Genomic DNA, 23,691 nt, shown 5'->3' with positions numbered 1-23,691 from the left:
GATGATTGGGCTTGATGTACTTTGTTGTTCACCCACATTGGCGATAAATATTCACAGCCTAATTACTGACAAACAACTTAATTAAGTAGAGATATGAAGCAAAATCACTCCAAGTTCAGTAAATAAGATTAAGCCTACAGGAATATTCCGAACCATAAGCAATACAACCATGCACAGCTCATAAGAAATATCCCCGCAACAAGAAAATACGTAATATCAGCCGGACTAACCGCCAAGAGTGACAAAGGAAGCCCAAAGGCCCAGACACTTGTTTCTGAATGATAGATTATGCTACTCTTCGCCTCCATTTTTCTGGCCTAAATTTAACCACTTCGGTGTTTTAGTGGGTCAGTGCTATCTTTAATATGTCAGTCATTAGATACTGACGGTCATCAAACCAAATATGGAATCGTCCCTATGGGTAAAGGCACTCTCTATATCGTATCTGCACCAAGCGGTGCGGGAAAATCTAGTCTGATTTCGGCCATGCTAGAAACCAACCCAACCTACGCGATGAAAGTGTCGGTATCACATACAACTCGAGGTATGCGTCCAGGTGAGCAAGATGGTGTCCACTATCACTTTGTACAAAAAGAGCTCTTTGAAGAGCTGATTGAAAAAGGTGAGTTTCTAGAATATGCAGAAGTATTCGGGAACTACTACGGCACCTCTCGCGTTTGGATTGAAGACAACCTAAAAAAAGGCATCGATGTTTTTCTAGATATTGACTGGCAAGGTGCTCGTCAGATCCGTGAACAAATGCCATTGGCAAAAAGCCTATTTATCCTGCCACCATCAAATGGTGAACTAGAGCGTCGCCTTAACGCGCGTGGTCAAGACAGCGATGCTGTGATTGCCAAGCGTATGGCAGAAGCAAAGTCTGAAATTTCACATTATAGTGAGTACGACTACGTGATCGTTAATGACGATTTCGACAACGCACTAATGGATTTTAAGGCCATCATTCGCGCAGAAAGATTGAAGCAAGACAAGCAAGCTGATAAATATAAAGGCATGCTGGATGCTCTTTTAGCTGAATAAGTTGTAGTTTCGAACTTCGAGTTTCGAGTTTCGAAAAGATAATAGTTCCATTAACCAATAGGCGAGAGTTTCAACAAACCAGTGGCTCGTAACTAGTGACTAGCATCTAAGCCACTCTCCCTGTATAATTTCTCGTCATTCAAAATTTAAGTTAACTAATTTGGAGTTCTCATGGCACGCGTAACTGTTCAAGACGCTGTTGAAAAAGTAGGCAACCGTTTCGACCTAGTTCTAATTGCGGCACGCCGCGCTCGTCAAATGCAAACTGGTGGCAAAGATTCACTAGTGCCAGAAGAGAATGATAAGCAAACGGTTATCGCTCTGCGCGAGATCGAAGAAGGTCTTATCACTAAAGAGATCCTTGATGCACGTGAGCGTCAAGAGCAGCAAGAGCAAGAAGCCGCTGAACTAGCCGCTGTTAGCAGCATCGCTCACAGCCGTTAATTAACGCTTCTCTATAACAACTATCTTCCGGGCCTAAAATTTGTATCTATTTGATAGCCTCAAAGACGTTGCCCAAGAATATCTAACAGAGCCTCAAATTGAGGCTCTGCGTCAATCTTATGTGGTAGCGAAAGACGCCCATGAAGGGCAAACCCGCTCTAGCGGTGAACCATATATCATCCACCCTGTTGCTGTTGCTCGTATTCTGGCTGAAATGCGCCTAGACATCGAGACGCTACAAGCCGCTCTGCTACATGATGTCATTGAAGACACTGAAGTCTCCAAAGAAGAGTTAGAGTCTCAATTTGGTACTACGGTTGCGGAGCTCGTGGATGGCGTTTCTAAGCTTGATAAGCTCAAGTTTCGCGATCGCAAGGAAGCTCAGGCTGAAAACTTCCGCAAGATGGTGCTTGCCATGGTGCAAGACATTCGCGTTATTCTCATCAAACTCGCTGACCGCACACACAATATGCGCACTTTGGGCGCACTTCGCCCAGACAAAAAGCGCCGCATCGCACGTGAGACTCTTGAGATCTACTCTCCATTGGCACACCGCCTTGGTATCCACAACATCAAAACTGAACTCGAAGAACTTGGTTTTGAAGCCCTCTACCCTAATCGCTATCGCGTACTAAAAGAGGTAGTAAAATCGGCTCGTGGTAACCGTAAAGAGATGATTCAGCGCATCCACGATGAGATTGAAGGTCGCCTCGAAGAGGTAGGTCTGAACGCACGTGTATTTGGTCGAGAGAAAAACCTCTTCTCCATCTACAACAAGATGAAGACCAAAGAGCAACGATTCCATACCATTATGGACATCTACGCTTTCCGTGTTGTCGTTGAAGATGCAGATACCTGCTACCGAGTGCTAGGTCAGGTACACAGTCTTTACAAGCCACGTCCAGGGCGTATGAAAGACTACATCGCGGTACCAAAGGCGAATGGCTACCAATCCATTCATACCTCTATGGTTGGCCCTCATGGGGTACCCGTAGAAGTACAAATCCGTACCGAAGATATGGATCAAATGGCGGACAAAGGTGTCGCAGCCCACTGGTCATACAAAGGTAACGGAGAGCGCACTGGCACTACTGCTCAAGTGAAAGCTCAACGTTGGATGCAAAGCCTACTGGAGCTACAACAAAGCGCCGGCAACTCATTTGAGTTCATTGAAAACGTCAAATCTGATCTGTTCCCTGATGAGATTTACGTCTTTACGCCGAAAGGCCGTATTGTCGAACTTCCTGTTGGCGCAACTGCGGTAGACTTTGCTTACGCGGTACACACTGATGTAGGTAATACCTGTGTTGGTGCACGTGTCGATCGCAATCCATACCCGCTTAGTAAATCGCTGAAAAACGGTCAGACTATCGAGATCATCAGTGCTCCGGGCGCTCGCCCTAACGCAGCTTGGCTCAACTATGTTGTTACCTCGCGTGCTCGCACTAAGATCCGTCAGGTTCTTAAAACCATGCGCCGTGAAGAGTCGATTACGCTTGGTCGTCGTTTACTAAACCACGCTCTTGGTGAACGCTCTCTATCGGATGTAAGCGAAGAGAACATCGCTCATGTTCTCGGTGACCTAAAAATCGCAACAATTGAAGATTTGCTTGCTGATATTGGTCTGGGTGAACTGATGAGTATCGTTATTGCCCGTCGACTGTTAGGCGATGCCGATGAACTTACTGAAGTTGATAATGGCAATAATGGCAACAAGAAAAAGCTGCCAATCCGTGGAGCTGAAGGCATCTTGCTCACCTTTGCCAACTGTTGTCACCCTATCCCAGATGATCACATTATTGCTCACGTATCACCTGGTCGCGGCCTCGTGGTTCACCGTGAAATGTGTCCTAACGTACGTGGATATCAAAAAGAGCCTGACAAGTACATGGCTGTTGAGTGGTCGAAAGATTACGATAAAGAGTTCATTACCGAAGTGACGGTAGACGTACAAAATCGTCAAGGCGCATTGGCAGAGCTGACCAACGTTATCTCTAAGACCGGCTCAAACATTCATGGTCTGTCGACAGAAGAACGAGATGGTCGCTTGTATACAGTCACGGTATTGCTCACGACCAAAGATCGCGTCCATCTTGCAGGAATTATGCGTAAGATAAAAGCGATGCCGCAGACGCTTAAAGTTCGTCGACGTAAGAACTAAGACTCCGATTTGATTATCCACTGCCCTTGAAATCACCGTTTCAAGGGCTTTTGTTTTGTATAAGATTATGAATTTAGAACGCTACAACCGCATCCAACAAGTACTTAAAGCTCGTCAGTCTGACCTGACTCTGTGCCTTGAAGAAGTCCATAAGCCCAATAACGTCTCAGCGATTATTCGAACCGCAGATGCGACGGGCATTCATAAGATACATGCTGTCTGGCCAAACAAAATGCGAACACTTAGCCATACTTCAGCAGGTGCACGTAACTGGGTAGATGTCGAAACCCATGATTCAATCGAGCAAGCAATCAGCGAGCTTAAATCTCAAGGAATGCAGGTTCTGGTGACCAATCTGTCCGAATCAGCGGTCGACTTCCGTGACATTGATTACACCAAGCCAACCGCCATCATTCTGGGCAGTGAGAAAGTAGGTGCTTCTGAGCAAGCTAAGAAAATGGCCGACCAAGACATCATCATCCCTATGGTTGGTATGGTTCAGTCACTCAACGTATCTGTCGCTAGTGCCGTCATTCTCTATGAAGCACAACGCCAACGCCAAGCCGCGGGTATGTATGACAATGAAATCAGTTCCGTTCCTGAAGAAACCATCAACCGCCTGCTGTTTGAACGCGGCCACCCTGTGCTCGCGAAAGTAGCCAAACGAAAGAAATTGCCTTACCCGCCTCTTGATGACCAAGGGCAAATTGTCGCAGATGACGAGTGGTGGAAGGAAATGCAGAAGAAGTAGCGAGTAGCGAGAAAATCTTGGGAGGGTTGACATTGCATACCAGCCCTTTTCCTTTAAATTCAGATAATTAGACTAAAAGATTAGCCGACGCTGCCTGCAATTTTCGACTCACTCACCACAAGCTCCTTTCGAAGGACGAAGTCCGATCTCGATTCTCTCAGGGCGCAGCCCGATCTTCGCCCTTCATTTTTTCCTGTACAAAAACACAGTCCAATGGTTAACTATTAATGCTGATAGCCTTACTAACCGATTGAATAACTTAGCGAGCTTAGTTATGTCCCAACTCTTATCTGCCATTCCCCTGACTTCACTGACTGGCGTCGGTGCCAAAGTCGCAGAAAAGCTTGCTAAAATAGGGCTCAACTCCGTCCAAGATCTGCTTTTTCATTTACCTTTGCGTTATGAAGATCGCACCCGAATCTATCCCATCGTTAAATTGCATGCAGGCCTATGGGCAGCAGTGCAAGGAACCGTGATGAGTGTTGATACACTGTTTGGGAAACGGAAAATGTTAACGGTCAAAATAAGTGATGGAAACGGCACAATCACCCTGCGCTTCTTTAATTTCACTGCGGCGATGAAGAACAACTTTAGCCAAGGCAAGATGGTTCACGCCTATGGAGAAATTAAGCGTGGAGGTTATGGTCTAGAGATTGTTCACCCAGACTACAAATTCTATACACCCAATCAAACGGCTGAAGTTGAGCAGACTCTGACCCCTGTCTACCCGACTACAGATGGCCTTAGACAAATTACACTACGTAACCTAGCGGATCAGGCGTTAGAGCTACTCGATAAAAGCGCTGTTCAAGAGCTGCTTCCTAGCGGACTCTATGACCATCAAACAACGCTAGCTCAAGCACTTCACACCATTCATCGACCACCTCCAAGTATCGATCTGGAGCAATTTGACCAAGGTAAACACCCTGCACAAATTCGCCTCATTATGGAAGAGTTATTGGCACAGAATCTCTCTATGCTATCTGTGCGTAGTAAAGGACAGCAGGATGCGGCACTACCTTTACCTGCCAGCAATAAGTTCAAACAGCAATTACTTGATCAACTGCCTTTTTCACCCACCAATGCTCAAACACGTGTCGTACAAGAAATAGAACAGGACTTAGAAAAAGCACACCCAATGATGCGCTTGGTACAGGGAGATGTTGGGTCTGGTAAGACTTTAGTTGCTGCCCTTGCCGCACTACGCGCACTTGAGCACGGTTATCAGGTTGCGCTAATGGCACCAACGGAACTGCTCGCGGAGCAACACGCGCTCAATTTTGCCAACTGGTTGGAACCGATGGGCATAAAAGTCGGCTGGCTAGCAGGAAAACTAAAAGGCAAAGCCAAAGAAACTGAACTGGCTAAGATCGCCAGTGGAGAAGCACAAATGGTCGTGGGTACCCACGCTCTGTTTCAAGAACATGTGGCATTTGATCACTTAGCGCTTGTGATTATTGATGAGCAACACCGTTTTGGTGTTCACCAGAGGCTTGAACTGCGTGAAAAAGGCGCCAAGCAAGGCGCCTATCCGCATCAGTTGATTATGACGGCTACACCTATTCCACGTACTTTAGCCATGACCGCTTATGCGGATCTAGAAACATCAGTTATCGATGAACTGCCTCCAGGTAGAACGCCGATTCAGACCGTAGCGATACCCGATACGAAACGCGATGACATCATTAATCGTGTACGAAACGCCTGTCTCAATGAAGGCAAACAAGCATACTGGGTCTGTACCCTGATTGATGAGTCTGAGGTCCTTGAAGCACAAGCGGCCGCGGACACCGCGGAAGAGCTACAACGAAAGCTACCTGACGTAAAAATTGGCTTGGTACATGGACGAATGAAACCGGCAGAAAAACAAGCTGTGATGCAGGATTTTAAAGACAATAAGCTCCATCTGTTAGTGGCAACCACAGTCATTGAAGTTGGTGTAGATGTGCCAAATTCAAGCTTGATGATTATCGAAAACCCAGAACGTCTAGGTTTGGCCCAACTTCACCAGTTGAGAGGCCGTGTTGGACGTGGTAGCGTCGCAAGCCACTGTGTTCTGCTCTATCACTCACCACTATCGAAAACCGCTCAAAAACGCTTAGGTGTGCTCAGAGAAAGCAACGATGGGTTTGTGATTGCACAAAAAGATCTGGAAATACGTGGTCCAGGCGAGTTACTCGGGACCAAACAGACAGGAATGGCGAATTTCAAAATTGCCGATTTGGTACGAGATCAACGCTTAATCCCCGAAGTTCAGCGTATCGCACGCCATATTCATGACAACTATCCCGACAATGCCGCCGCAATCATAGATCGCTGGTTAGGAGAGAGAGATGTGTATTCGAAGGCGTAAGAGAAGAGCTACGAGCTACGAGCTACGAGCTACGAGCTACGAGCTACGAGAAGTTATCGTAGAGAGCAATCATATCAAGCTCTCCTTCTCGAAGCTCGCGGCTAGAAGCTTGAAACTAGTCTTTAACTTGCAAAATCTCATCCCACGGTAGGCTCTCATCACCTAGCACGATAAAATTCGGGTTCTCTAATGTATCTCGTTCGTTGTATGACAAGGGTTCAAGGAGCGTACTTAAAATTCTTCCCCCCGCTTCCTCAACAATACACTGAGTGGCCGCTGTATCCCATTCACCCGTCGGACCTAGACGCAAATAACAATCCACAGCCCCTTCAGCAACTAAACATGCTTTAAGCGCAGCTGAGCCAAGAGGAATCAAATCATAGTTCCAACTACTGCTCATTCGATTGGTAATACGGTTAATATCCTGACGGCGACTAATCGCGATCGCAATTGGACTCGCCTTACCGTCATGTTGATGAGCCTTAATACGCACACTTTCGCTAAGATCCGGGATCTTCCACGCGCCTTTGCCTTGATAGGCGTAATAAGTAACACCTGAAACAGGGCCATAAACCACTCCCATAACGGGCTTATGGTTCTCCACCAGCGCAATAATGGTCGCAAAGTCTCCACTACGGGCAATAAACTCTTGTGTACCATCGAGTGGATCCACTAACCAATAGCAATTCCACTGTGAACGCTTCTCCAGACTAATGTCTGCCGCCTCTTCTGATAAAACTGGGATATTAGGGGTAAGATCAGACAGTTTCTCTACAATCAGCTTATGTGCGGCGATATCTGCGCTGGTAACAGGCGTCTCGTCACTCTTGGTGTACTCTTCGTACTCTTTTTTCTCATAAATATCGAGAATCAATTGCCCTGCTGAACGAGCAATCTCTATCACTGCAGGTAAATGATGCGAATAGTCTTCTGTTATTGGCATAAAAAATCCTTAGCGCTCTACGTATCTGCTTCCCTGTTGTCTAAATTGAGGGGGCGTTGATTATGGTTTTAGTCTTTGTAGAGCTAGCAACAACGCAGTAATACTCCGCGCTTCACTAAAATCGAGGTGCGTTAGCAACTCTTCAGCTTGTGCTAAAGGCCAACGAACCACTTCTAACGGTTCAGGTTCATCACCTTCCAATTGCTCTGAGTATAGATCCTCTGCAATGAATAGGGTCATTTTGCTGGAGAAATAGGATGGGGCAAGCACCACCTCTTTTAAAGGAGTAAGTTTATGAGCACCAAAACCTATTTCTTCTTTCAATTCACGCACAGCCGCTTGTTGCGGTGATTCGCCAGCATCAATCAGTCCTTTCGGAAAGCCAAGCTCATAACGCTCAGTTCCTGCGGCATACTCACGAACAAGTAAAATATCCCCTTGCGCCGTCACAGGTACCATCATCACAGCATTGCGACCACTAGGTTTCATTCGTTCATAAGTGCGCGTTTCACCATTACTAAAGCGGAGATCTAACGCTTCAATAGCGAATAATCGTGATTGCGCGACCGTATTCTTGGCCAGAATTTCTGGTGGAGTCCTTTTAGCCACAAGCTTGCTCCTATGCAAAAATTGAAGTTCTTAATATATGAGAAATTAGTCCGCTTTGAAAACAAAAAAAAGGGTCAGCTCAACGGCCAACCCTATGTATTTCATTCGGTTTAAATAACGTAATTAGTAGTAAGAATGCTCACCACGATCGTGTTCCGTTGCATCACGTACGGCAGACAATTCACCTTCAAACTGTTGTAGCAGTTCTTTCTCGATGCCTTCTTTAAGTGTTACGTCAACCATTGAACAACCATTACACCCACCGCCAAACGCAACAATTGCAATGCCATCTTCGGTGATCTCAACAAGATTTACGTGACCGCCGTGGCCAGCAAGCTGTGGGTTCACTTGTGTCTGAATGACATACTCGACACGCTCAACGAGCGGTGCATCATCAGAGACTTTGCGCATTTTAGCATTAGGCGCTTTAAGAGTAAGTTGTGAGCCCATTTTGTCGGTGACAAAATCGATCTCTGCATCTTCTAGAAATGGAAGACTTAACTCATCGACATAAGCAGAGAAAGCGTCAAAAGCTAGCTCAGTATCCGTAGCTTCAACGGCTTCAGGTGGGCAGTAAGAAACACCACACTCTGCATTCTGGGTTCCAGGGTTAACAACGAATACACGAATATTAGTGCCGTCAGGTTGCTGTTCCAATAGGTTAGCAAAGTGTTTTTGGGCAGTTTCAGTAATAGTAATTGTATTTGACACGACGAATACCTGAGTAATTTTGTAGGCTATTAGTTGACCATTCTACTCCTGAAAGCTGAGAGATCTAGCGTTTTAGTTAAATTCAGCTAACTTGCGGGTTCAGGAGTCCGACAGATGCAGTAAATATCAACGGTTTTGACTCCGGCTTCAAGCAGTAGTTTGCATAAATGATACACTGTACTACCTGTGGTGAGAACATCATCAACAATTGCCACATGTTGCGTGAGGGCTTGTTGACCTTGCAAAGCAAACGCATTGAGTAAGTTCTCTTTTCGTTCAACTCTACTTAATCCTGCTTGCGGTGGTGTTGCTCTTAATCGCCTAAAAAGAGGTTGATAAGATACGTTGAGTTTGCGGGCTATCGCCTGCGCCAGCAAATCACTTTGGTTGTAGCCGCGCACCCAATAACGTCGCCAGTGCATCGGCACACTGGTCACTAGTTGTGCTGGTTGTTCAATTCTTGCCGCCAGCATAGAAGACAATTGACCACTCAACCAAAATTGCCCTCGGTACTTATAGCGATAAACGTAATTGGATAGGGGAAACTGGTAATCTCCGACGCAATAGACTCGTTGCCAAATGGGTGGACGCTTGAGGCACTCACCACAAGCTAACGCCTCGGTAACCATAGGCAAACCACAACGCAGACAACGTGGTAAAGGCTCAAAATATTGGCTGCAATGTCGACAGACACCTTTAATCTCTGTCGTCGAGTCCACTTCCAGCGAGCATATACCACAATACACAGGTAACAGGTCCGCGATGTATTTTCCTACCCTTTGCGCTAACATACCCCAACTCCAAACAACGATGACATTCTAATTGTGGCGATAGAGTAAGGATTTTAGGGATGGAAAAAGTGGCAGAGACTGAGAGCAAAACCGAAGCTTTATATTGGCACAGTTGTGGCGAAGGAGCGGATATCGTCCTCATTCATGGCTGGGGAATGAATGGCGCAGTTTGGCAACAAACCGTGACTGAACTCAGCAAGCATTATCGCGTGCACGTCGTTGACCTACCAGGGTTTGGCCATAGCCACCAATCCAGCTTCATCAACATGGACGATCTTGCCCAGCAAGTGCTTGCTAGCGCGCCACAACACGCGACTTGGATCGGCTGGTCACTAGGTGGTCTCCTAACAACACATATTGCGCTAAACCACCCCCTACGAGTCACCAAACTGATCACTGTCGCAAGCTCACCGAAATTTGCCGCTGAGCGTCCTTGGCGAGGTATTCAGCCAAATGTTCTTAGCGCCTTTACTGAACAGCTAGTCGAGGATTTTCAACTTACTATTGAGCGATTTATGGCATTGCAGGCAATGGGCAGTCCATCTGCAAGACAAGACGTAAAGGAGCTTAAAAAAGCCGTGTTATCGCGCCCTACTCCCAACCCAGATGCGCTGCTGGCTGGGCTCAAACTCCTAGCAGACATTGACTACCGAGCGGAACTAGGACGACTGACGATTCCCGTTCTTCGCCTATATGGGCGGCTAGATGGATTAGTTCCAATCAAAGTCGCCAGTGACGTGGAGCGCTTAATACCACACAGCGACCAATATGTCTTTTCTGACTCCTCTCACGCCCCTTTTATGACGGAGTTGGGTAACTTCTGCCAGCAAGTGCTGCTTTTTGTTTCTCAAGACACCCAAAAATAGGGTTTGTACAACAAATTGTAAACGTCGCTAAACATCTGACTAAATTGGTCGATAAATAGACTAACCGAACGGAGTGACAACTCTCTAGGTTGGGCGTGAGGAGATAAAATATGCTCGTATCACCTACGAACGTAAGTGTTCCACTCATCGCCCCATCGGTTAATGTGCAAACGGAACAAGCGGCACGCGACAACAAAGTTCGCGAACCTGTTGCTCCTACGATTGCATTGACCAAGAGCAACGCAGAACGAAAGGTAACAGCGGACGATAAACGGCGAAAGCAATCATCATGGGATCCTTCTGAGCACCCAAGCTATGAGGCGGAACAAAGTGGTGAAGCAATTTCGCTCTATCAGGAAGAGCCCAAGGACACACTCGAAAGGCTATTTCAGTTGCTGGCGCTAGACAGTTACAGCGAACATCAAGGTAAAGGCTACGCCATGCGTTTTCGCTTGCCGAAACGCATAATCGATGCGGCGATAACAGAAGGGAAAATGGCTAAACGTAGAACCGTAATTAAATTCCATTACGGCGATGCGGTTGCTCCCAATACACCTTCTGATGTAATTGCGGTGTTGTAGTACTCAATCGAGGTTTACTTCGATTAAGTAATGCCGAAAAAATCCCCGCCAGTATCTCTACTGCGGGGATTTGCTTTTTCTCTTACTTGTGGTGACTCAATTAGCGTTTGGCTTTGGCAAAGGCTGCGGCAAACGCACCACCCATCGCATTGTTCTGTGACTCATCACGACGACTTTGGCTACCCTGTGTCTGGCGCTGCTGCCCACGCGGCGACGCAGAACGCTGAGCTCGATTGTCTTGTCCCGGCTCATCATTGAGACGCATAGAAAGCGCGATTCGTTTGCGTTGAACATCGACTTCCATGACCTTCACTTTAACAATATCACCGGCCTTGACCACTTCACGCGGGTCAGAGACAAAACGGTCAGTTAAAGCAGAAATATGAACCAAACCATCTTGATGAACACCGATATCGACAAAGGCACCAAAGTTAGCCACGTTGGAAACCACGCCTTCCAAAAACATTCCAATCTCTAAGTCGGATACCTCATTAACGCCATCAGCAAAGGTCGCCGTCTTAAACTCTGGACGAGGGTCACGACCTGGCTTATCAAGCTCTTTAATGATGTCAGTAACCGTTGGCACACCAAAGTTTTCATCGGTGTAATCCACCGCATGCAGACCACGTAGGAACTGAGTGTCACCAATCAGAGCTTTGATATCTTTTTGGTTTTTCTCTGCAATGGCTTTAACGACTGGATACGCTTCTGGGTGAACCGAAGAGGCATCAAGCGGGTTCTTACCATCCATAATACGCAAGAAACCAGCACACTGTTCAAAGGCTTTAGGCCCTAAACGTGCCACTTTTTTAAGGGTCGAGCGCGCTTCAAAACGGCCATTCGCATCACGATAATCAACGATGTTTTGTGCAATAGTGCTTGATAGACCTGCAACTCGAGTAAGAAGTGCCGGCGATGCCGTATTGACATCAACACCCACCGCGTTCACACAGTCTTCAACTACCGCATCAAGTCGTTTAGCCAGCATCGACTGACTCACATCATGCTGATACTGACCAACACCTATAGATTTAGGATCGATTTTCACTAACTCAGCAAGCGGGTCTTGCAGACGACGGGCGATAGACACCGCGCCCCGCAATGAAACATCAAGATTAGGGAATTCATTCGCCGCCAACTCAGATGCAGAGTAAACCGAAGCGCCCGCTTCGCTGACCATGACCTTCTGGACTTTAAGATTGCCACGCTTAATAAGATCAGCCACGAAACTGTCCGTTTCACGTGAAGCAGTACCATTGCCAATCGCAATCAAGTCAACATTGTATTTACGTACCAAAGCATCAACAATTTGCGCCGATTTATCGTACTGTTTTTGCGGAGGATGAGGATAAATCGTTTCTGTCGCCAAGACTTTACCAGTCGAGTCTACAACCGCAATTTTGGAGCCAGTACGTAAGCCAGGGTCAAGGCCCAATGTCGCACGAGGACCAGCCGGAGCCGCCATTAACAAGTCTTTGAGATTAGTAGCAAACACTTCGATGGCTTCAATCTCTGCGCGCTCTTTCATCGCGCCCATCAACTCGGTTTCCATATGCATAGACACCTTGATGCGCCATGCCCAACTGATCACCTGTTTGCGCCAAGCATCAGCTGGAGCGCTACTTAATGAAATACCATAGTGGTCACTAATAATCGTCTCACAATACGATTGACGGACACCTTCATCTTGCGCCGGATCTGCGTTCATCGCCAAGGTTAAGAAGCCTTCGTTGCGGCCGCGCAACATCGCCAATGCACGATGCGAAGGGACTTTGTTTAGGGCTTCATTGTGCTCAAAGTAGTCTTTAAACTTCTCACCTTCTTGCTCTTTTCCTGCGACAACACGAGATACCAACTCAGCATTGCGGTTAAGGTGGTGACGAATTTTTTCTAGCAAGTTCGCATCTTCTGCAATGCGTTCCATCACGATCGCACGAGCGCCATCCAACGCAGCTTTAGTATCTTCAATGCCGTTCTCGGCAGAGATGTAACCCGCCGCCTCAACTTCGGGATCGGTTTGCGGCTCATTCCACAGTTTATCGGCTAGCGGCTCAAGTCCCGCTTCAATCGCAATCTGTCCCTTAGTGCGACGTTTTGGTTTGTACGGCAGGTAAAGATCTTCTAGGCGAGTTTTACTATCTGCCTGATGTATTTCAGCTTCTAGCTCAGGCGTCATTTTTCCCTGATCCTGAATCGACTTCAGGATAGTTTGGCGACGTTCGTCTAGCTCACGCAAATAGGATAAGCGACTATCTAGGTTTCGCAGCTGAGTATCATCTAAACCACCTGTCACCTCTTTACGATAACGCGCGATAAACGGAACGGTATTACCATCATCAATCAGGTTAACAGCCGCAGTGACTTGCTCAGGGCGAACATTGAGTTCCTGAGCAATCAAATTACAGATAGCTTGGCTCATCCGTTGAATCTCTTTTCTAAGTTAAACGTCTAATATATTGGGGTAACAAAGGTAAAAACCAACACTTTTTGCTACCGCTAGCAAGGTTACGCAATAGTTAGAACGATAGGTTGGCAATTGTGTGAAAGTTATGTCAGAACTATTGCTATCATTCGAACTAAAATTTGAAAATTGGAACTAACTTCGTTCAAGTCTTTGAACGAACAATGAATATATGGAACCACTATGAAAAAAATCTTGCTGGCCTTTTCTGTATTATCCGTTTTCTTTTCGTCACTCTCTATCGCGGATAATAGCTCTCTCAATTCCGTGCTGAGTGCAACGACACAGCATCCTCTTTACACTCTTGAGGATAAATTGGTGCTGGGTCGAGTAGAAAGTGTCTACCTTAGTGATGTAGAGCCGCTAAAAACGATAGCCTTTGCGGGCAAGATTGATACGGGTGCGGATACCACCTCAATGCATGCCACCAATATTCATGTGTCCAGTCGCCATCCAGATTTTAGTCAATTGCGCGATCAAAAGTTAATGAAAGCACTCATTGCTCATCCAGCAATTGATAACGTTCACTATGATAAGTGGCATGCAGGGCTGTTTGCCCCTTATCAAGTCAGCGTGTCTTTCACCATCACTCACCCATACACTGGTGAGGCTATAGAAATTACTAGACCGATTACTCGTGTCAGCGTGATTCGAAACCGAACTCAGAAGCAGCCAATCTTGCGACCAACGGTCACCCTACCTCTAACCATTGCAGATAAAACGGTAATGACGGAGGTAAACTTAACCGACCGAAGCCAATTTTCCTCTCCGATTCTGATTGGCAAAACCTTCCTTAGCAACAACGCATGGGTTCTTGCTGGATATGACTATCTACAACAGCAAAAACAGGCCCAGCTTCTCGGTCGGGCAGAAACGGTCACCATCGCAGGTATCCAACAAAAGATTAGCTACTCACTCCATAGTAACTACAGCGTTTTGCATGCCAAAGACGTCAACGTAGACTCGAAGACTCAACGGGTGACCTTCACAATCGAAAACCGCCAAGACGAGAAAAAAGCGCTGACGCTACCTGTCATTAGGCAACTCAGTGTCGGTGGCAAACCGCGTCCAATGGTGTTTGTACCAATAGATACACCCAATCAACCGACTCAATACTGGTTGGTCTATTTGAGTGACCGAAGTCAATATGGATCTCAACTGCGATTAGGCAAAGAGACGTTGAATCGACACTTTATGGTTGATACCAAACAAAAATCCTTACTGTCTGGCAGCCCTAAGTTCTTCAACCCTCGCTCTAAGGCAATGCAAGTTTCAGGCAGCGAATCTATCGATTTAGATGGCGTTATCTTAGAAGCTCAACCATCTTTAACGGTCAAAACACCGCTACTCAAAGTCAGCAGTTTCGAGATGTTCGATAAGAATGGCAAAGACTGGGTGACCTACTATCTGACCAACCATGAAGGGGAAGCCAAGCAGTTTTCAAAGCCTATCAACAAAAAACTCAAGGTAGGCGACTCTATTCGCCCGGTGATATTCGGTACCTTCATGCTCTACGGAGAGCCGGTGGAACTTCCTTATGCGATAGACGTGTTAGATGAAAATGAGTCAGAAGATTACTTTGTCATCGGCCAGAAAATGTCAAAAGATGGTGTACTCATCAATACGCGCAGTGAACACCTACTTGATGTTTATCCACTGTTTAAAGCCGGGCATATTGAGGAGGCTTTAGTCGAAGGTATGAGTATCCCTGTGAAGCTAGACACTGGAGCCGACGTCAGCTCCATCAATGCGCAAAACATCAAGTTGTTTAAACGCAATGGTCAGCAAATGGTGAGCTTTACCTATGAAAACGATCAGGGTGTCAAACAGGATTTCACTCGTAAAGTGCTCGATAACATGACGATTACAGCCAAAAAGGGCGAAGAGGCGACAACACGGCCTGTTGTCGAAATGCATGTATCGCTTGGCCATCTTGAGAAAAACATTCGCGTCAATTTACAGGATCGGAGTCGTTTCCATTACAGCATGATTTTGGGTAAGAACTTCCTCAAGTATGGGGCCGTAGTTGCCAGCGAAAGCAACTATCTCGTTAGTGAACCTGCTCAATAGAAACAGAAATAAAAAGTCCCGCTATATATATAGGCGGGACTTATACTGTGGGTGAAACCTTCCTTAATCAGCTGAGTAGCAAATGCGATTCACAAACCACTCTTTGTCACCATCGGGCGTTTTCACACTGAATTCATCATCAACTTCTTTTTTAAGCAACGCACGAGCCATCGGAGAATCAATCGAAATATACCCTTTGGCGTCCCCATAAATTTCATCAGGCCCCACGATACGGAATGACTTGACCTCACCAGCATCATTTTCGATTTCAACCCACGCTCCAAAAAATACTTTGCCTTCCTGCTGGGGCGAATAGTCAACCACCTTAACCTGTTCGAGTCGCTTTCTCAGATAACGAACGCGACGATCAATCTCTCGCAGGCGTTTCTTATTGTACTGGTAGTCTGCGTTCTCACTGCGGTCACCAAGACTCGCAGCCCAAGTCACTTTTTTAGTGACCTCAGGGCGCTCTTCCCTCCACAAAAAATCAAGCTCGCGCTTGAGTCGGTCGTAGCCTTCTCGGGTTATTAGGTTTGTTTTCATATTTTTGACGTTATTAGATTGAAGTTACGATATACATTAGCTAAAAAGGAAATAAACGTTAACAATTCTTTGCTCCACTAGAGCGTGAACAGTGTTACATTTTAAGCTGCGCAATGGGTAAGTCTTCCTCTACCCTGTTTTAGTGCGTGCTTATCAAATAGGTGGAACCATTACATGCAAGAAAATCACAAGATCTTAGTTGTTGATGATGATGCACGTCTTCGTGCACTACTAGAGCGTTACTTGTCTGAGCAAGGATTCCAAGTTCGTAGTGTTGCCAATAGCGAGCAAATGGACCGCCTGCTAACTCGTGAAAACTTCCACTTGATGGTTCTCGACTTAATGCTGCCGGGTGAAGATGGCTTATCCATCTGCCGTCGCCTGCGTCATGCGAATAATACGCTACCCATTCTAATGCTGACAGCGAAAGGTGATGAGATCGATCGTATTGTCGGCCTTGAAGTAGGTGCAGATGACTATCTACCAAAACCTTTTAACCCACGAGAACTACTCGCGCGTATCAAGGCGGTTCTTCGTCGACAAACCATTGAGTTACCGGGCGCACCAAGCAGCGAAGAGTCGATCGTTGAGTTTGGTGAATTTCGTCTCAACTTAGGAACTCGTGAAATGTTCCGTGGCGAAGAATCGATGCCCCTAACATCAGGCGAATTCGCTGTACTGAAAGCACTTGTGACGAACGCACGTGAACCAATGTCTCGCGATAAATTGATGAACATGGCTAGAGGTCGTGAATACTCAGCAATGGAACGTTCGATAGACGTACAAATCTCACGTTTGCGCCGTATGCTTGAGGTCGACCCAAGTAAACCTCGTTACATCCAAACCGTTTGGGGATTGGGCTACGTCTTTGTCCCTGATGGTAAAGAAGCCTAACAGTTTCTAGATTTACTAGAGTGCGAGACCCGGTCTCGCACTCTTCGTTTCTACTCCACTAAGGTTGGCGTTATGCGCATTCGCAGCTCATTTACACAATCCATCTTTATCTTTCTTACTCTACTAATCGCAAGTCAGGTCTATTCTTACTACGCCGTGTTCAACTACGCGTTAATGCCTAGCCTGCAACAGTTCAATAAAATCCTCGGGCATGAAATAAACCTAATGCTTGATGACTCGGCAAGCCTAGAGGATGAACTAGCGATGGATGCACCTCTACGCAGACGAGTTTTGGAGCAGCTTGGTGTCACCATCCATGCTGAAGATAGCCCGATTGCTGACGAGTACTACCATGCAGTGTCGATCGACTTGATGAGTGAGGAGATGAGCAATGAACTTGGCTCACCCACAGATGTGCGAATGATGTTGGGTAACGACAGCTATGTGTTATGGATGAAGATCGATTCTCTGCCAGGGTCGCTGTTACGTATTCCCCTCTCCGAACTACAGGAAGAAGACTTCACACCGCTGTTTCGTAACAGCTTGATCATGGCGCTACTTATCGTAGCCGGTGGTTGGTTGTTTATTCGTTTACAAAATCGACCACTTATTGCTTTAGAAAAGGCAGCGAAAGTCGTAGGACGAGGGGAGATTCCACCACCACTTCCGGAAAAAGGTGCTTCAGAAATTCGCTCCGTAACACGCGCATTTAATCAGATGTCAAAAGGCATTCAGGCTCTAGAAGAAGATCGCGCTCTATTGATGGCGGGTATCAGCCATGATCTAAGAACCCCTCTAACCCGCATCCGATTAGCAACCGAAATGATGTCACCAGAAGATAGCTATCTTGCAGAAGGAATTATTAGCGACACCGAAGAGTGTAATGAAATCATCAGCCAGTTCATGGACTATCTAAAGCCCGTGAACAAGCAGTCATTTGTCTCTGTCGATTTGAATGAAATTGCTAACGATGTCGCCTCATCAGAAGGTGGGTATGAAGTACAAATTGAAACCGCTTTGGTTCAACCACTTAAAGAGACGCTCGGCAGCCCTATCGCGATTAAACGTGCCGTTAGTAACCTCGTTGTGAATGCGATTCGATATGGAAATGGATGGATAAAGGTCAGCACCGGCATCACCGCAGACAACAAACTGGTTTGGGTCTGTGTTGAAGATAACGGCCCTGGCATTGAACAGAACCAGATTAGCAAACTGTTTGAACCTTTTACTCGCGGTGATACCGCTCGAGGAAGCGAAGGTACTGGACTTGGACTTGCGATAGTCAAACGAATTGTTAGCCAACATAACGGTTCGGTTATCGTTAATAATCGCAGTGGTGGCGGTTTAAGAGTACAAATCAGTTTTCCCGCCAGCAAATAATCAAAAGGGCAGCGTGAATCACGCTGCCCTTATACATTGTTGCTCGATACCTAGCAGTTACCATTGCCCTTGATTGTTGAAATGGTATTTACCATCACTATCCGCAGGCTCTGGCAGCCACTTGAGCTGTTGTTGTAACGCTTGAGGGAACTCCGCTAACGGCTTAAACCAAGCACTCAGCTTGTAGCTACCCGCCCCAACCTCAGCACTGAAGCCACTTTCAACCTCTTGGCTCTGCTGCTCTCCTTGCACATCAATACGACTCTGCTGACAACTAAATTGTACAATGACCGGCCCGAGATAGAGATCTGCCAGTGGCGTACTCACCACTTGAGTATTCCACACTAAGCTTCCTTGAGCGCTATCGCAATATGGTTGGGCGTAGCGATAGGAGCGAAGATTGACCTCAACCTGACCTTCGAGATCCAACGGTACAGGTAAGCGCGGGATAAACTTAATCATTTCTTCTACGGAAATAGCGGCAATAAGGTTTTGCGCATAAAAGCCACTGAAGTCGTAACCAATCACACCTCGACCTTGAAGTGAGAGGTCACTGCCTCTACCAAAACGAATTTGCGCCTCTAGTGAACCCGCGAGCATCTTAACCAGATTAAACTGCCAGTTGAGTGCCCCATAATTTGTGCCCTGCCATTGAACTTGCTGGGCACTTCCCTGCCATACCGTCCCTTCGATATCAGCTACACGCAATGCACTGGGTAAAGGCGCATATTGAAGAATGAACTGTGCGGGCATGTGAAACATCGCACTTACGACAAACACGCTACTGATGAATAGACCCGATAGAATGGTTTTCTTCACTCTGTTAACCCCTACCTAACTGCAATCGATTCACTTCGACCACGCCATCTTGAGCGCCTTTATCTACATCCAGAAATACGACCTCAATCCCGTATGTCTCTTGTAAGTAGGCAATCCAGCTAACAAACTGATTGAATGGCATTGGCGCAATCCAAACTTGAAATTGCTCTCCACGAGGCTGGACACGAATAAGCTCAACATTAAAACGTTTAACGCTTGATGAAATGGCCTGATTAATTGGCATACTCGACACCGTCAGACCGCCCTGTGCTTTTAGCTTGCTGATCTCATCACCCTTGCTTTGAACCCAAGCCAAAAGCTGTTTCTCACTTTGGATGCGCATCTGTGCATCATCAGCCCTTTGAGCGACGGGTTGTACGATCCCCCAGTAGACACTTCCAAGGACAGCAAAAAAAACACACACAACCACTAAGCGTTGCTCTCGCTGAGAGATACTTAGCCACCACGTTTGTAAGGACGTCAGTAAATTATTCACTCAATACACCTCACAATGGTTTCAAAATAAATGAGCCATTGACTAGGCTCCCAGAGCGGTTAAGTTGCCCTTGCTCAACCTCGAATCGAGTGGCTAACAACTCTGCAGCTTTCTCAAAGGTTTGAAAGTCTTTACTTTGAGCTTGCACTCTTACCTCATTTCTATTGCTGTCGTACTTAAAGCTCACCAGATCCAAAGAGGGCACTTGGCTCAATATTGGCGGTAAGGTGGCAAGGATGCTTAATATGGAATTATCGCGGCCAGACCCTGACATCAATCGTGCTTGCTGTTCCAATTCACGCTTTAAGTAACTGACTGTCGGTATTTTATTTTTGCCTGGCACCAACTGGCGGAAAATACGCTCACTTTCCGCTCGATACGCTGTGGCTTGCACTTCATAACGCTGTATCTTCTGTACATTGTCGACCACGATGACAGCGAGCAGCAATACTGCAGCTACGGCTACCTTCTGCCATGTTTTCCAGTAACGACCAAATGAAGACTTAGGCTTAAATCGCCCAGTGAGCAAAGTCAGTTTGCTGGCAACGGCTTGTTCAGCAAGTAACTGCATCACCAACTGAGGCTGAGTCTCTTGCCAATCTTGCTCTTCATCCAATTCCAATTCCAATTCAGGCAAAGCGGAATAGGCCGTTAACGGCAAACACTCATCCTCACGTTTCACCCAGTCAGACTGCGCTACTAGAGCCAACCACTCGCTGTCAATTGATATCCCTGAATACGTCGATTTCTTCAGTAGCCATTGTCCATCAAGTTCAACAGCGGAAATCCCCTTTGACTCGGGCAAAGCTAATACGTCTGGCAGCACTTTTTGAATCTGACAACCAATCGCTGTCAAACGTTGCAGAATATGTGTTAACCATTCGCTATCAACCGCACACACCTGAGCACGTCCGTTACCTTTATGAAAAATGGTAAAGTGGAGCTGATCAACATCTTGTGCCAGCTCATCTTCCATTACGTACGGCAGCATCGCTTCAAGCTGACGACTGGCACCCGCGGGGATCGCGATATCGTTTAGCACTAAGCTCGAAGCAGAGAGCAAAACGATCGTACGTCGGTTTTCCCCATACGGCGCGATGTCCGCAATAGCATCTTGGTTCGCAAGCTCGCCACTCGCAATCACTTCCTGCTGTGTCACCGACCATACTAACCATTGAACAGCTAAGGTCGGATTATTGCTCAGTCGAACGATCAGAAACTCGTTCACCGATACCTCCGAAGCGACGGCGAATAACCGTCGCAGTTTCTTGATTATTACTAAAGAGCAAGCTTCTAACTCTTACTCGGGAGTCATCAACGACGATCTCCACATCCATTTCAAAATAAGCACTTGTGACGGCAAGGTAACCCTTAGCCTGTTGCAGCACCTTTTCATCAATACCGGAAAAGGCCCCTTCACTAAGCATTTCATCAACCGTCGTCCAGCCATCAAAAGGGCGGCTATCAAGGAGCTTTTTTGCCTCACTGGTCGCCAAATGTGGATAGAACAGTGCAGACAGCAACTCTGCTTGATCAGGTTGCAGTGTATTCACATTGAGGCGAAAGTCAGACGTAGGTATTGCACACACATAAGGCAAGACCTTGTGCACCACCTCACCAGAAGCCTGATTCACCGCTCTCAGCTCAGAGCTATCTGACAACATACTATTGGCAGTAAGGTAAGCCGGAGAGATAGATTCATAGTAACTGTCTTCGACACCTGCAGAGGAATTGCTGACATCATTACTATCCAAATATTCCCACAACGATTGAGAAATTATCTCTGCCTGATAGCTTTCAACCTCTAGTTCCTCGAGCAAACGCTGAAAGACTTCCACTAAATACGGCGAACGGCTGGAACTAGGCTGGTCAGTGACGGCAGCTAAAGCATTGAGGTTAAAGCAGGCCTGTTTATCAACTAAGCGCCCTTTCAGAGTTCCGTAATCCAATGGATAGGTTTGTTCCTCCAGTGCCCATGGCTGAGAAAGATTGATGGTATCTGAGTCTCTAAAGCTCTGTTTCAACCCTGCTTCAGCCAACGCTTCCGCGCCCACGCTATACCAATAAGCTTGTTGGTAGTTGAGCTGATTGCTCGCGCGCCTAAACTGACCAAACAAACGGTCTGCCATACTCGCAGCGATACTGACCATCACCGCCAAGAGCAGCAAAATAATAATCAGAGCCACACCACGCTGCTTACGACCCATCCGCGTTTTGCTCCTCGTCGACCTCTAAAGCACCACCAGCAGTTAGATAGATACGTTCTATTGCTCCGTAATCCTCAAATACCAACTTCACTAGCACAGCTTTCGGCAAGGTATAATTCGTTTCCCAGCGTTCTAACCACTGGTTGCCATCGTAAAAACGTAAATCAAAGGAGTCGACCTTATCAATCAAGGGCATCACTATCCCTTCTTGGCCAACTGGAGTGTCAACATATCGCCACCACACCCGCTGTAACTCGCCTTCTTTTAATCGATACCCCACTTTGCTCACCTCCCCTCGCGGGAATTGCTGTTGGGGGTTATGCCAGCCAGAGCGTACAAACATTACGCCTTTAGCATCAGAATCAAGTAGGTAATCCTGCCAATGAATCAGCTCTGGAGATGGTTCCTCACCATTGGTGCGTGATTGACGCAGCGCCATTTGGCGAAAATCGTTATCCATAAAGACTAACGTTCTCTGTAGCGTTTTTAGCCGTTCACTACGTTCAAGTGACAGTTCATTACTGCGCTGAACTTGATTGAGCACCTGATAAGCTCCAATACTCAAACTGGCAAAAATCGCGATAGCGACAAGAACTTCAATTAAGGTGAAACCTTGTGAGGAAGACTGACTACTTCGGTACATAGCTTCTTACCGTCACAACGGGTGTTCCTTTCGCACTTGCTGCCACTTTCACGTCAAATGCTTGCAGAAGATCACCCGCTGTAGAAACAGGCTCTACCGACCAAAACCATTCGCGTTCAGCTAACATTTCAGTTCCTTTTTGCTTGCTTGGTTTTCGTCCTGATAGCATCACTTTCGCCATCTGATTGTCTGCGACCATGCTCGCAAAAGTTTTCTCTTCCAAGAAATTGAGCGTATTAATATGCTGGCTAACAGAACGAATCGTCGCTATCGCTGCGGTCGCAAAAATCGCTAATGCCACCAATACTTCCAGCAAGGTAAAACCACGTTTACTCGCCTTCATCACGTTCTCCTGGAGCCAGCAACAGTATCTGTCCACTCTCTTTAACCACTATGTGCCATGCATCACGTTCAGCATCTTTTTGCTGCGGATAAATAGCAACTGATACAGGTGTTATTTCTCCACTCGACATAATGAAGACTTGAGGAGGTGGGCGTTTTTTCTCGTCATATTGTTCAGCAAACATCTCCTCGTCGAACAGGCTACCTGGCTCAAAAAGTCGGTCTTTATCGCTCCAGACATCCCCCCCAAGTTGCAGCATCAATGCCAATCCCGAGTCCAACTCGGTTTTCTCTGGAATATGTTGTTCATCCAGTTTCTGCCACCCCTTGGAGGTTAAATGCATAAATTGATAGGTCGACTTTTCCTCATTGATGTTTAAGCCGAAATCACGCCCACTTAGCATCGCCTCTTCATTGAGCAGTTGAATGCGATAATACAGCGCTTGGGCTTGCTTCTTTGCAACATCTTCGGCACTGACAGTCAGTGTTGAAATAACGGCTACGGATGCCAAAGATATCAGCACCAATACCAACAATATCTCTAGCAGAGTAAAGCCTGCGTGACGGCGCATAGTTAACCTAACT

23 protein-coding genes are annotated in these 23,691 nt (G+C 46.6%); 10 read left to right on the top strand and 13 right to left on the bottom strand.

Annotation, left to right across the window (positions count from 1 at the left end; translation table 11 throughout):
• Nucleotides 1–417: 417 nt before the first annotated feature.
• The 5 genes from gmk (at nucleotide 418) to recG (ending at nucleotide 6,750) form a co-directional block, all read left to right on the top strand.
• The gene (gmk, locus tag QTN95_RS05710; RefSeq protein ID WP_138972929.1) at nucleotides 418–1,041 is read left to right on the top strand and encodes a guanylate kinase; all 624 of its coding nucleotides are present in this window, start codon (nucleotides 418–420) and stop codon (nucleotides 1,039–1,041) included.
• A 171-nt stretch (nucleotides 1,042–1,212) separates the two neighbouring features.
• Nucleotides 1,213–1,485 (top strand): DNA-directed RNA polymerase subunit omega, encoded by a 273-nt coding sequence (gene rpoZ / locus QTN95_RS05705; RefSeq protein ID WP_004410883.1) that lies wholly within the window; start codon nucleotides 1,213–1,215, stop codon nucleotides 1,483–1,485.
• 40 nt (nucleotides 1,486–1,525) lie between these two features.
• On the top strand, nucleotides 1,526–3,646 hold the full coding sequence (spoT, locus tag QTN95_RS05700) for a bifunctional GTP diphosphokinase/guanosine-3',5'-bis pyrophosphate 3'-pyrophosphohydrolase (protein ID WP_331416679.1): 2,121 nt from the start codon (nucleotides 1,526–1,528) through the stop codon (nucleotides 3,644–3,646).
• A gap of 67 nt (nucleotides 3,647–3,713) precedes the next feature.
• Entirely contained in the window at nucleotides 3,714–4,397 is a 684-nt protein-coding gene (trmH, locus tag QTN95_RS05695; RefSeq protein WP_138972927.1) for a tRNA (guanosine(18)-2'-O)-methyltransferase TrmH, read from the top strand.
• 274 nt (nucleotides 4,398–4,671) lie between these two features.
• Nucleotides 4,672–6,750 carry an ATP-dependent DNA helicase RecG gene (gene recG, locus QTN95_RS05690; RefSeq protein WP_331416678.1) on the top strand — a complete coding sequence of 693 codons (2,079 nt, stop codon included), beginning with the start codon at nucleotides 4,672–4,674 and terminating at the stop codon, nucleotides 6,748–6,750.
• 115 nt (nucleotides 6,751–6,865) lie between these two features.
• Here recG and cysQ read toward each other — a convergent pair whose 3' ends face one another.
• The 4 genes from cysQ to QTN95_RS05670 form a co-directional block, all read right to left on the bottom strand.
• Nucleotides 6,866–7,693 carry a 3'(2'),5'-bisphosphate nucleotidase CysQ gene (gene cysQ, locus QTN95_RS05685; RefSeq protein WP_138972925.1) on the bottom strand — a complete coding sequence of 276 codons (828 nt, stop codon included), beginning with the start codon at nucleotides 7,691–7,693 and terminating at the stop codon, nucleotides 6,866–6,868.
• 60 nt (nucleotides 7,694–7,753) lie between these two features.
• Nucleotides 7,754–8,302, bottom strand: a complete 549-nt coding sequence (nudE, locus tag QTN95_RS05680) for an ADP compounds hydrolase NudE (RefSeq protein WP_138972924.1) — start codon at nucleotides 8,300–8,302, stop codon at nucleotides 7,754–7,756.
• A gap of 123 nt (nucleotides 8,303–8,425) precedes the next feature.
• Nucleotides 8,426–9,013 carry a Fe-S biogenesis protein NfuA gene (gene nfuA, locus QTN95_RS05675; RefSeq protein WP_138972923.1) on the bottom strand — a complete coding sequence of 196 codons (588 nt, stop codon included), beginning with the start codon at nucleotides 9,011–9,013 and terminating at the stop codon, nucleotides 8,426–8,428.
• An 86-nt stretch (nucleotides 9,014–9,099) separates the two neighbouring features.
• The gene (locus QTN95_RS05670; RefSeq protein WP_331416677.1) at nucleotides 9,100–9,804 is read right to left on the bottom strand and encodes a ComF family protein; all 705 of its coding nucleotides are present in this window, start codon (nucleotides 9,802–9,804) and stop codon (nucleotides 9,100–9,102) included.
• 59 nt (nucleotides 9,805–9,863) lie between these two features.
• On the opposite strand from QTN95_RS05670, the gene bioH reads away from it, so the two are divergent.
• Together bioH and QTN95_RS05660 are read left to right on the top strand one after the other, a co-directional pair.
• Nucleotides 9,864–10,670, top strand: coding sequence for a pimeloyl-ACP methyl ester esterase BioH (bioH, locus tag QTN95_RS05665; protein WP_331416676.1), 807 nt, complete (start codon nucleotides 9,864–9,866; stop codon nucleotides 10,668–10,670).
• A 110-nt stretch (nucleotides 10,671–10,780) separates the two neighbouring features.
• Entirely contained in the window at nucleotides 10,781–11,251 is a 471-nt protein-coding gene (locus tag QTN95_RS05660; protein WP_138972921.1) for an ATP-dependent Lon protease, read from the top strand.
• A gap of 100 nt (nucleotides 11,252–11,351) precedes the next feature.
• On the opposite strand, the gene QTN95_RS05655 is transcribed toward QTN95_RS05660, so the two are convergent.
• Nucleotides 11,352–13,670: a Tex family protein gene (locus QTN95_RS05655; RefSeq protein ID WP_331416675.1), complete on the bottom strand. Its 2,319-nt coding sequence runs from the start codon at nucleotides 13,668–13,670 to the stop codon at nucleotides 11,352–11,354.
• A gap of 225 nt (nucleotides 13,671–13,895) precedes the next feature.
• Here QTN95_RS05655 and QTN95_RS05650 point away from each other — a divergent pair, with 225 nt between their 5' ends.
• Nucleotides 13,896–15,782 (top strand): ATP-dependent zinc protease family protein, encoded by a 1,887-nt coding sequence (locus tag QTN95_RS05650; RefSeq protein ID WP_331416674.1) that lies wholly within the window; start codon nucleotides 13,896–13,898, stop codon nucleotides 15,780–15,782.
• A 63-nt stretch (nucleotides 15,783–15,845) separates the two neighbouring features.
• Here the strand turns inward: QTN95_RS05650 and greB are convergent, their stop codons facing one another.
• The gene (greB, locus tag QTN95_RS05645) at nucleotides 15,846–16,325 is read right to left on the bottom strand and encodes a transcription elongation factor GreB (RefSeq protein WP_331416673.1); all 480 of its coding nucleotides are present in this window, start codon (nucleotides 16,323–16,325) and stop codon (nucleotides 15,846–15,848) included.
• A gap of 174 nt (nucleotides 16,326–16,499) precedes the next feature.
• On the opposite strand from greB, the gene ompR reads away from it, so the two are divergent.
• Together ompR and envZ are read left to right on the top strand one after the other, a co-directional pair.
• Entirely contained in the window at nucleotides 16,500–17,219 is a 720-nt protein-coding gene (gene ompR, locus QTN95_RS05640) for an osmolarity response regulator transcription factor OmpR (protein ID WP_331416672.1), read from the top strand.
• Nucleotides 17,220–17,291: 72 nt separating this feature from the next.
• Complete coding sequence (envZ, locus tag QTN95_RS05635) at nucleotides 17,292–18,599, top strand: two-component system sensor histidine kinase EnvZ (RefSeq protein WP_138972916.1); 1,308 nt, start codon at nucleotides 17,292–17,294, stop codon at nucleotides 18,597–18,599.
• A gap of 57 nt (nucleotides 18,600–18,656) precedes the next feature.
• Here the strand turns inward: envZ and QTN95_RS05630 are convergent, their stop codons facing one another.
• From QTN95_RS05630 to gspH, 7 genes are read right to left on the bottom strand one after another with little or no spacing between them, the layout of a single operon-like run.
• Entirely contained in the window at nucleotides 18,657–19,418 is a 762-nt protein-coding gene (locus QTN95_RS05630; protein WP_331416671.1) for a type II secretion system protein N, read from the bottom strand.
• 4 nt (nucleotides 19,419–19,422) lie between these two features.
• Entirely contained in the window at nucleotides 19,423–19,914 is a 492-nt protein-coding gene (locus QTN95_RS05625) for a type II secretion system protein M (protein ID WP_331416670.1), read from the bottom strand.
• 10 nt (nucleotides 19,915–19,924) lie between these two features.
• Nucleotides 19,925–21,142 (bottom strand): type II secretion system protein GspL, encoded by a 1,218-nt coding sequence (gene gspL, locus QTN95_RS05620; RefSeq protein ID WP_331416669.1) that lies wholly within the window; start codon nucleotides 21,140–21,142, stop codon nucleotides 19,925–19,927.
• Nucleotides 21,108–22,121, bottom strand: a complete 1,014-nt coding sequence (gspK, locus tag QTN95_RS05615; protein WP_331416668.1) for a type II secretion system minor pseudopilin GspK — start codon at nucleotides 22,119–22,121, stop codon at nucleotides 21,108–21,110. The genes gspL and gspK overlap by 35 nt, the downstream gene beginning before the upstream one ends.
• Nucleotides 22,111–22,764, bottom strand: a complete 654-nt coding sequence (gene gspJ / locus QTN95_RS05610; RefSeq protein WP_331416667.1) for a type II secretion system minor pseudopilin GspJ — start codon at nucleotides 22,762–22,764, stop codon at nucleotides 22,111–22,113. Before gspJ ends, gspK begins: the two co-directional genes overlap by 11 nt.
• Complete coding sequence (gene gspI / locus QTN95_RS05605) at nucleotides 22,751–23,107, bottom strand: type II secretion system minor pseudopilin GspI (protein WP_138972910.1); 357 nt, start codon at nucleotides 23,105–23,107, stop codon at nucleotides 22,751–22,753. The genes gspJ and gspI overlap by 14 nt, the downstream gene beginning before the upstream one ends.
• Nucleotides 23,094–23,678: a type II secretion system minor pseudopilin GspH gene (gene gspH, locus QTN95_RS05600; protein ID WP_331416666.1), complete on the bottom strand. Its 585-nt coding sequence runs from the start codon at nucleotides 23,676–23,678 to the stop codon at nucleotides 23,094–23,096. The genes gspI and gspH overlap by 14 nt, the downstream gene beginning before the upstream one ends.
• Nucleotides 23,679–23,691: the final 13 nt, after the last annotated feature.

The organism is Vibrio sp. M260112, assembly GCF_036533775.1.
GTDB lineage: Bacteria > Pseudomonadota > Gammaproteobacteria > Enterobacterales > Vibrionaceae > Vibrio.
This window is presented reverse-complemented; position numbering and strand designations above follow the sequence as displayed.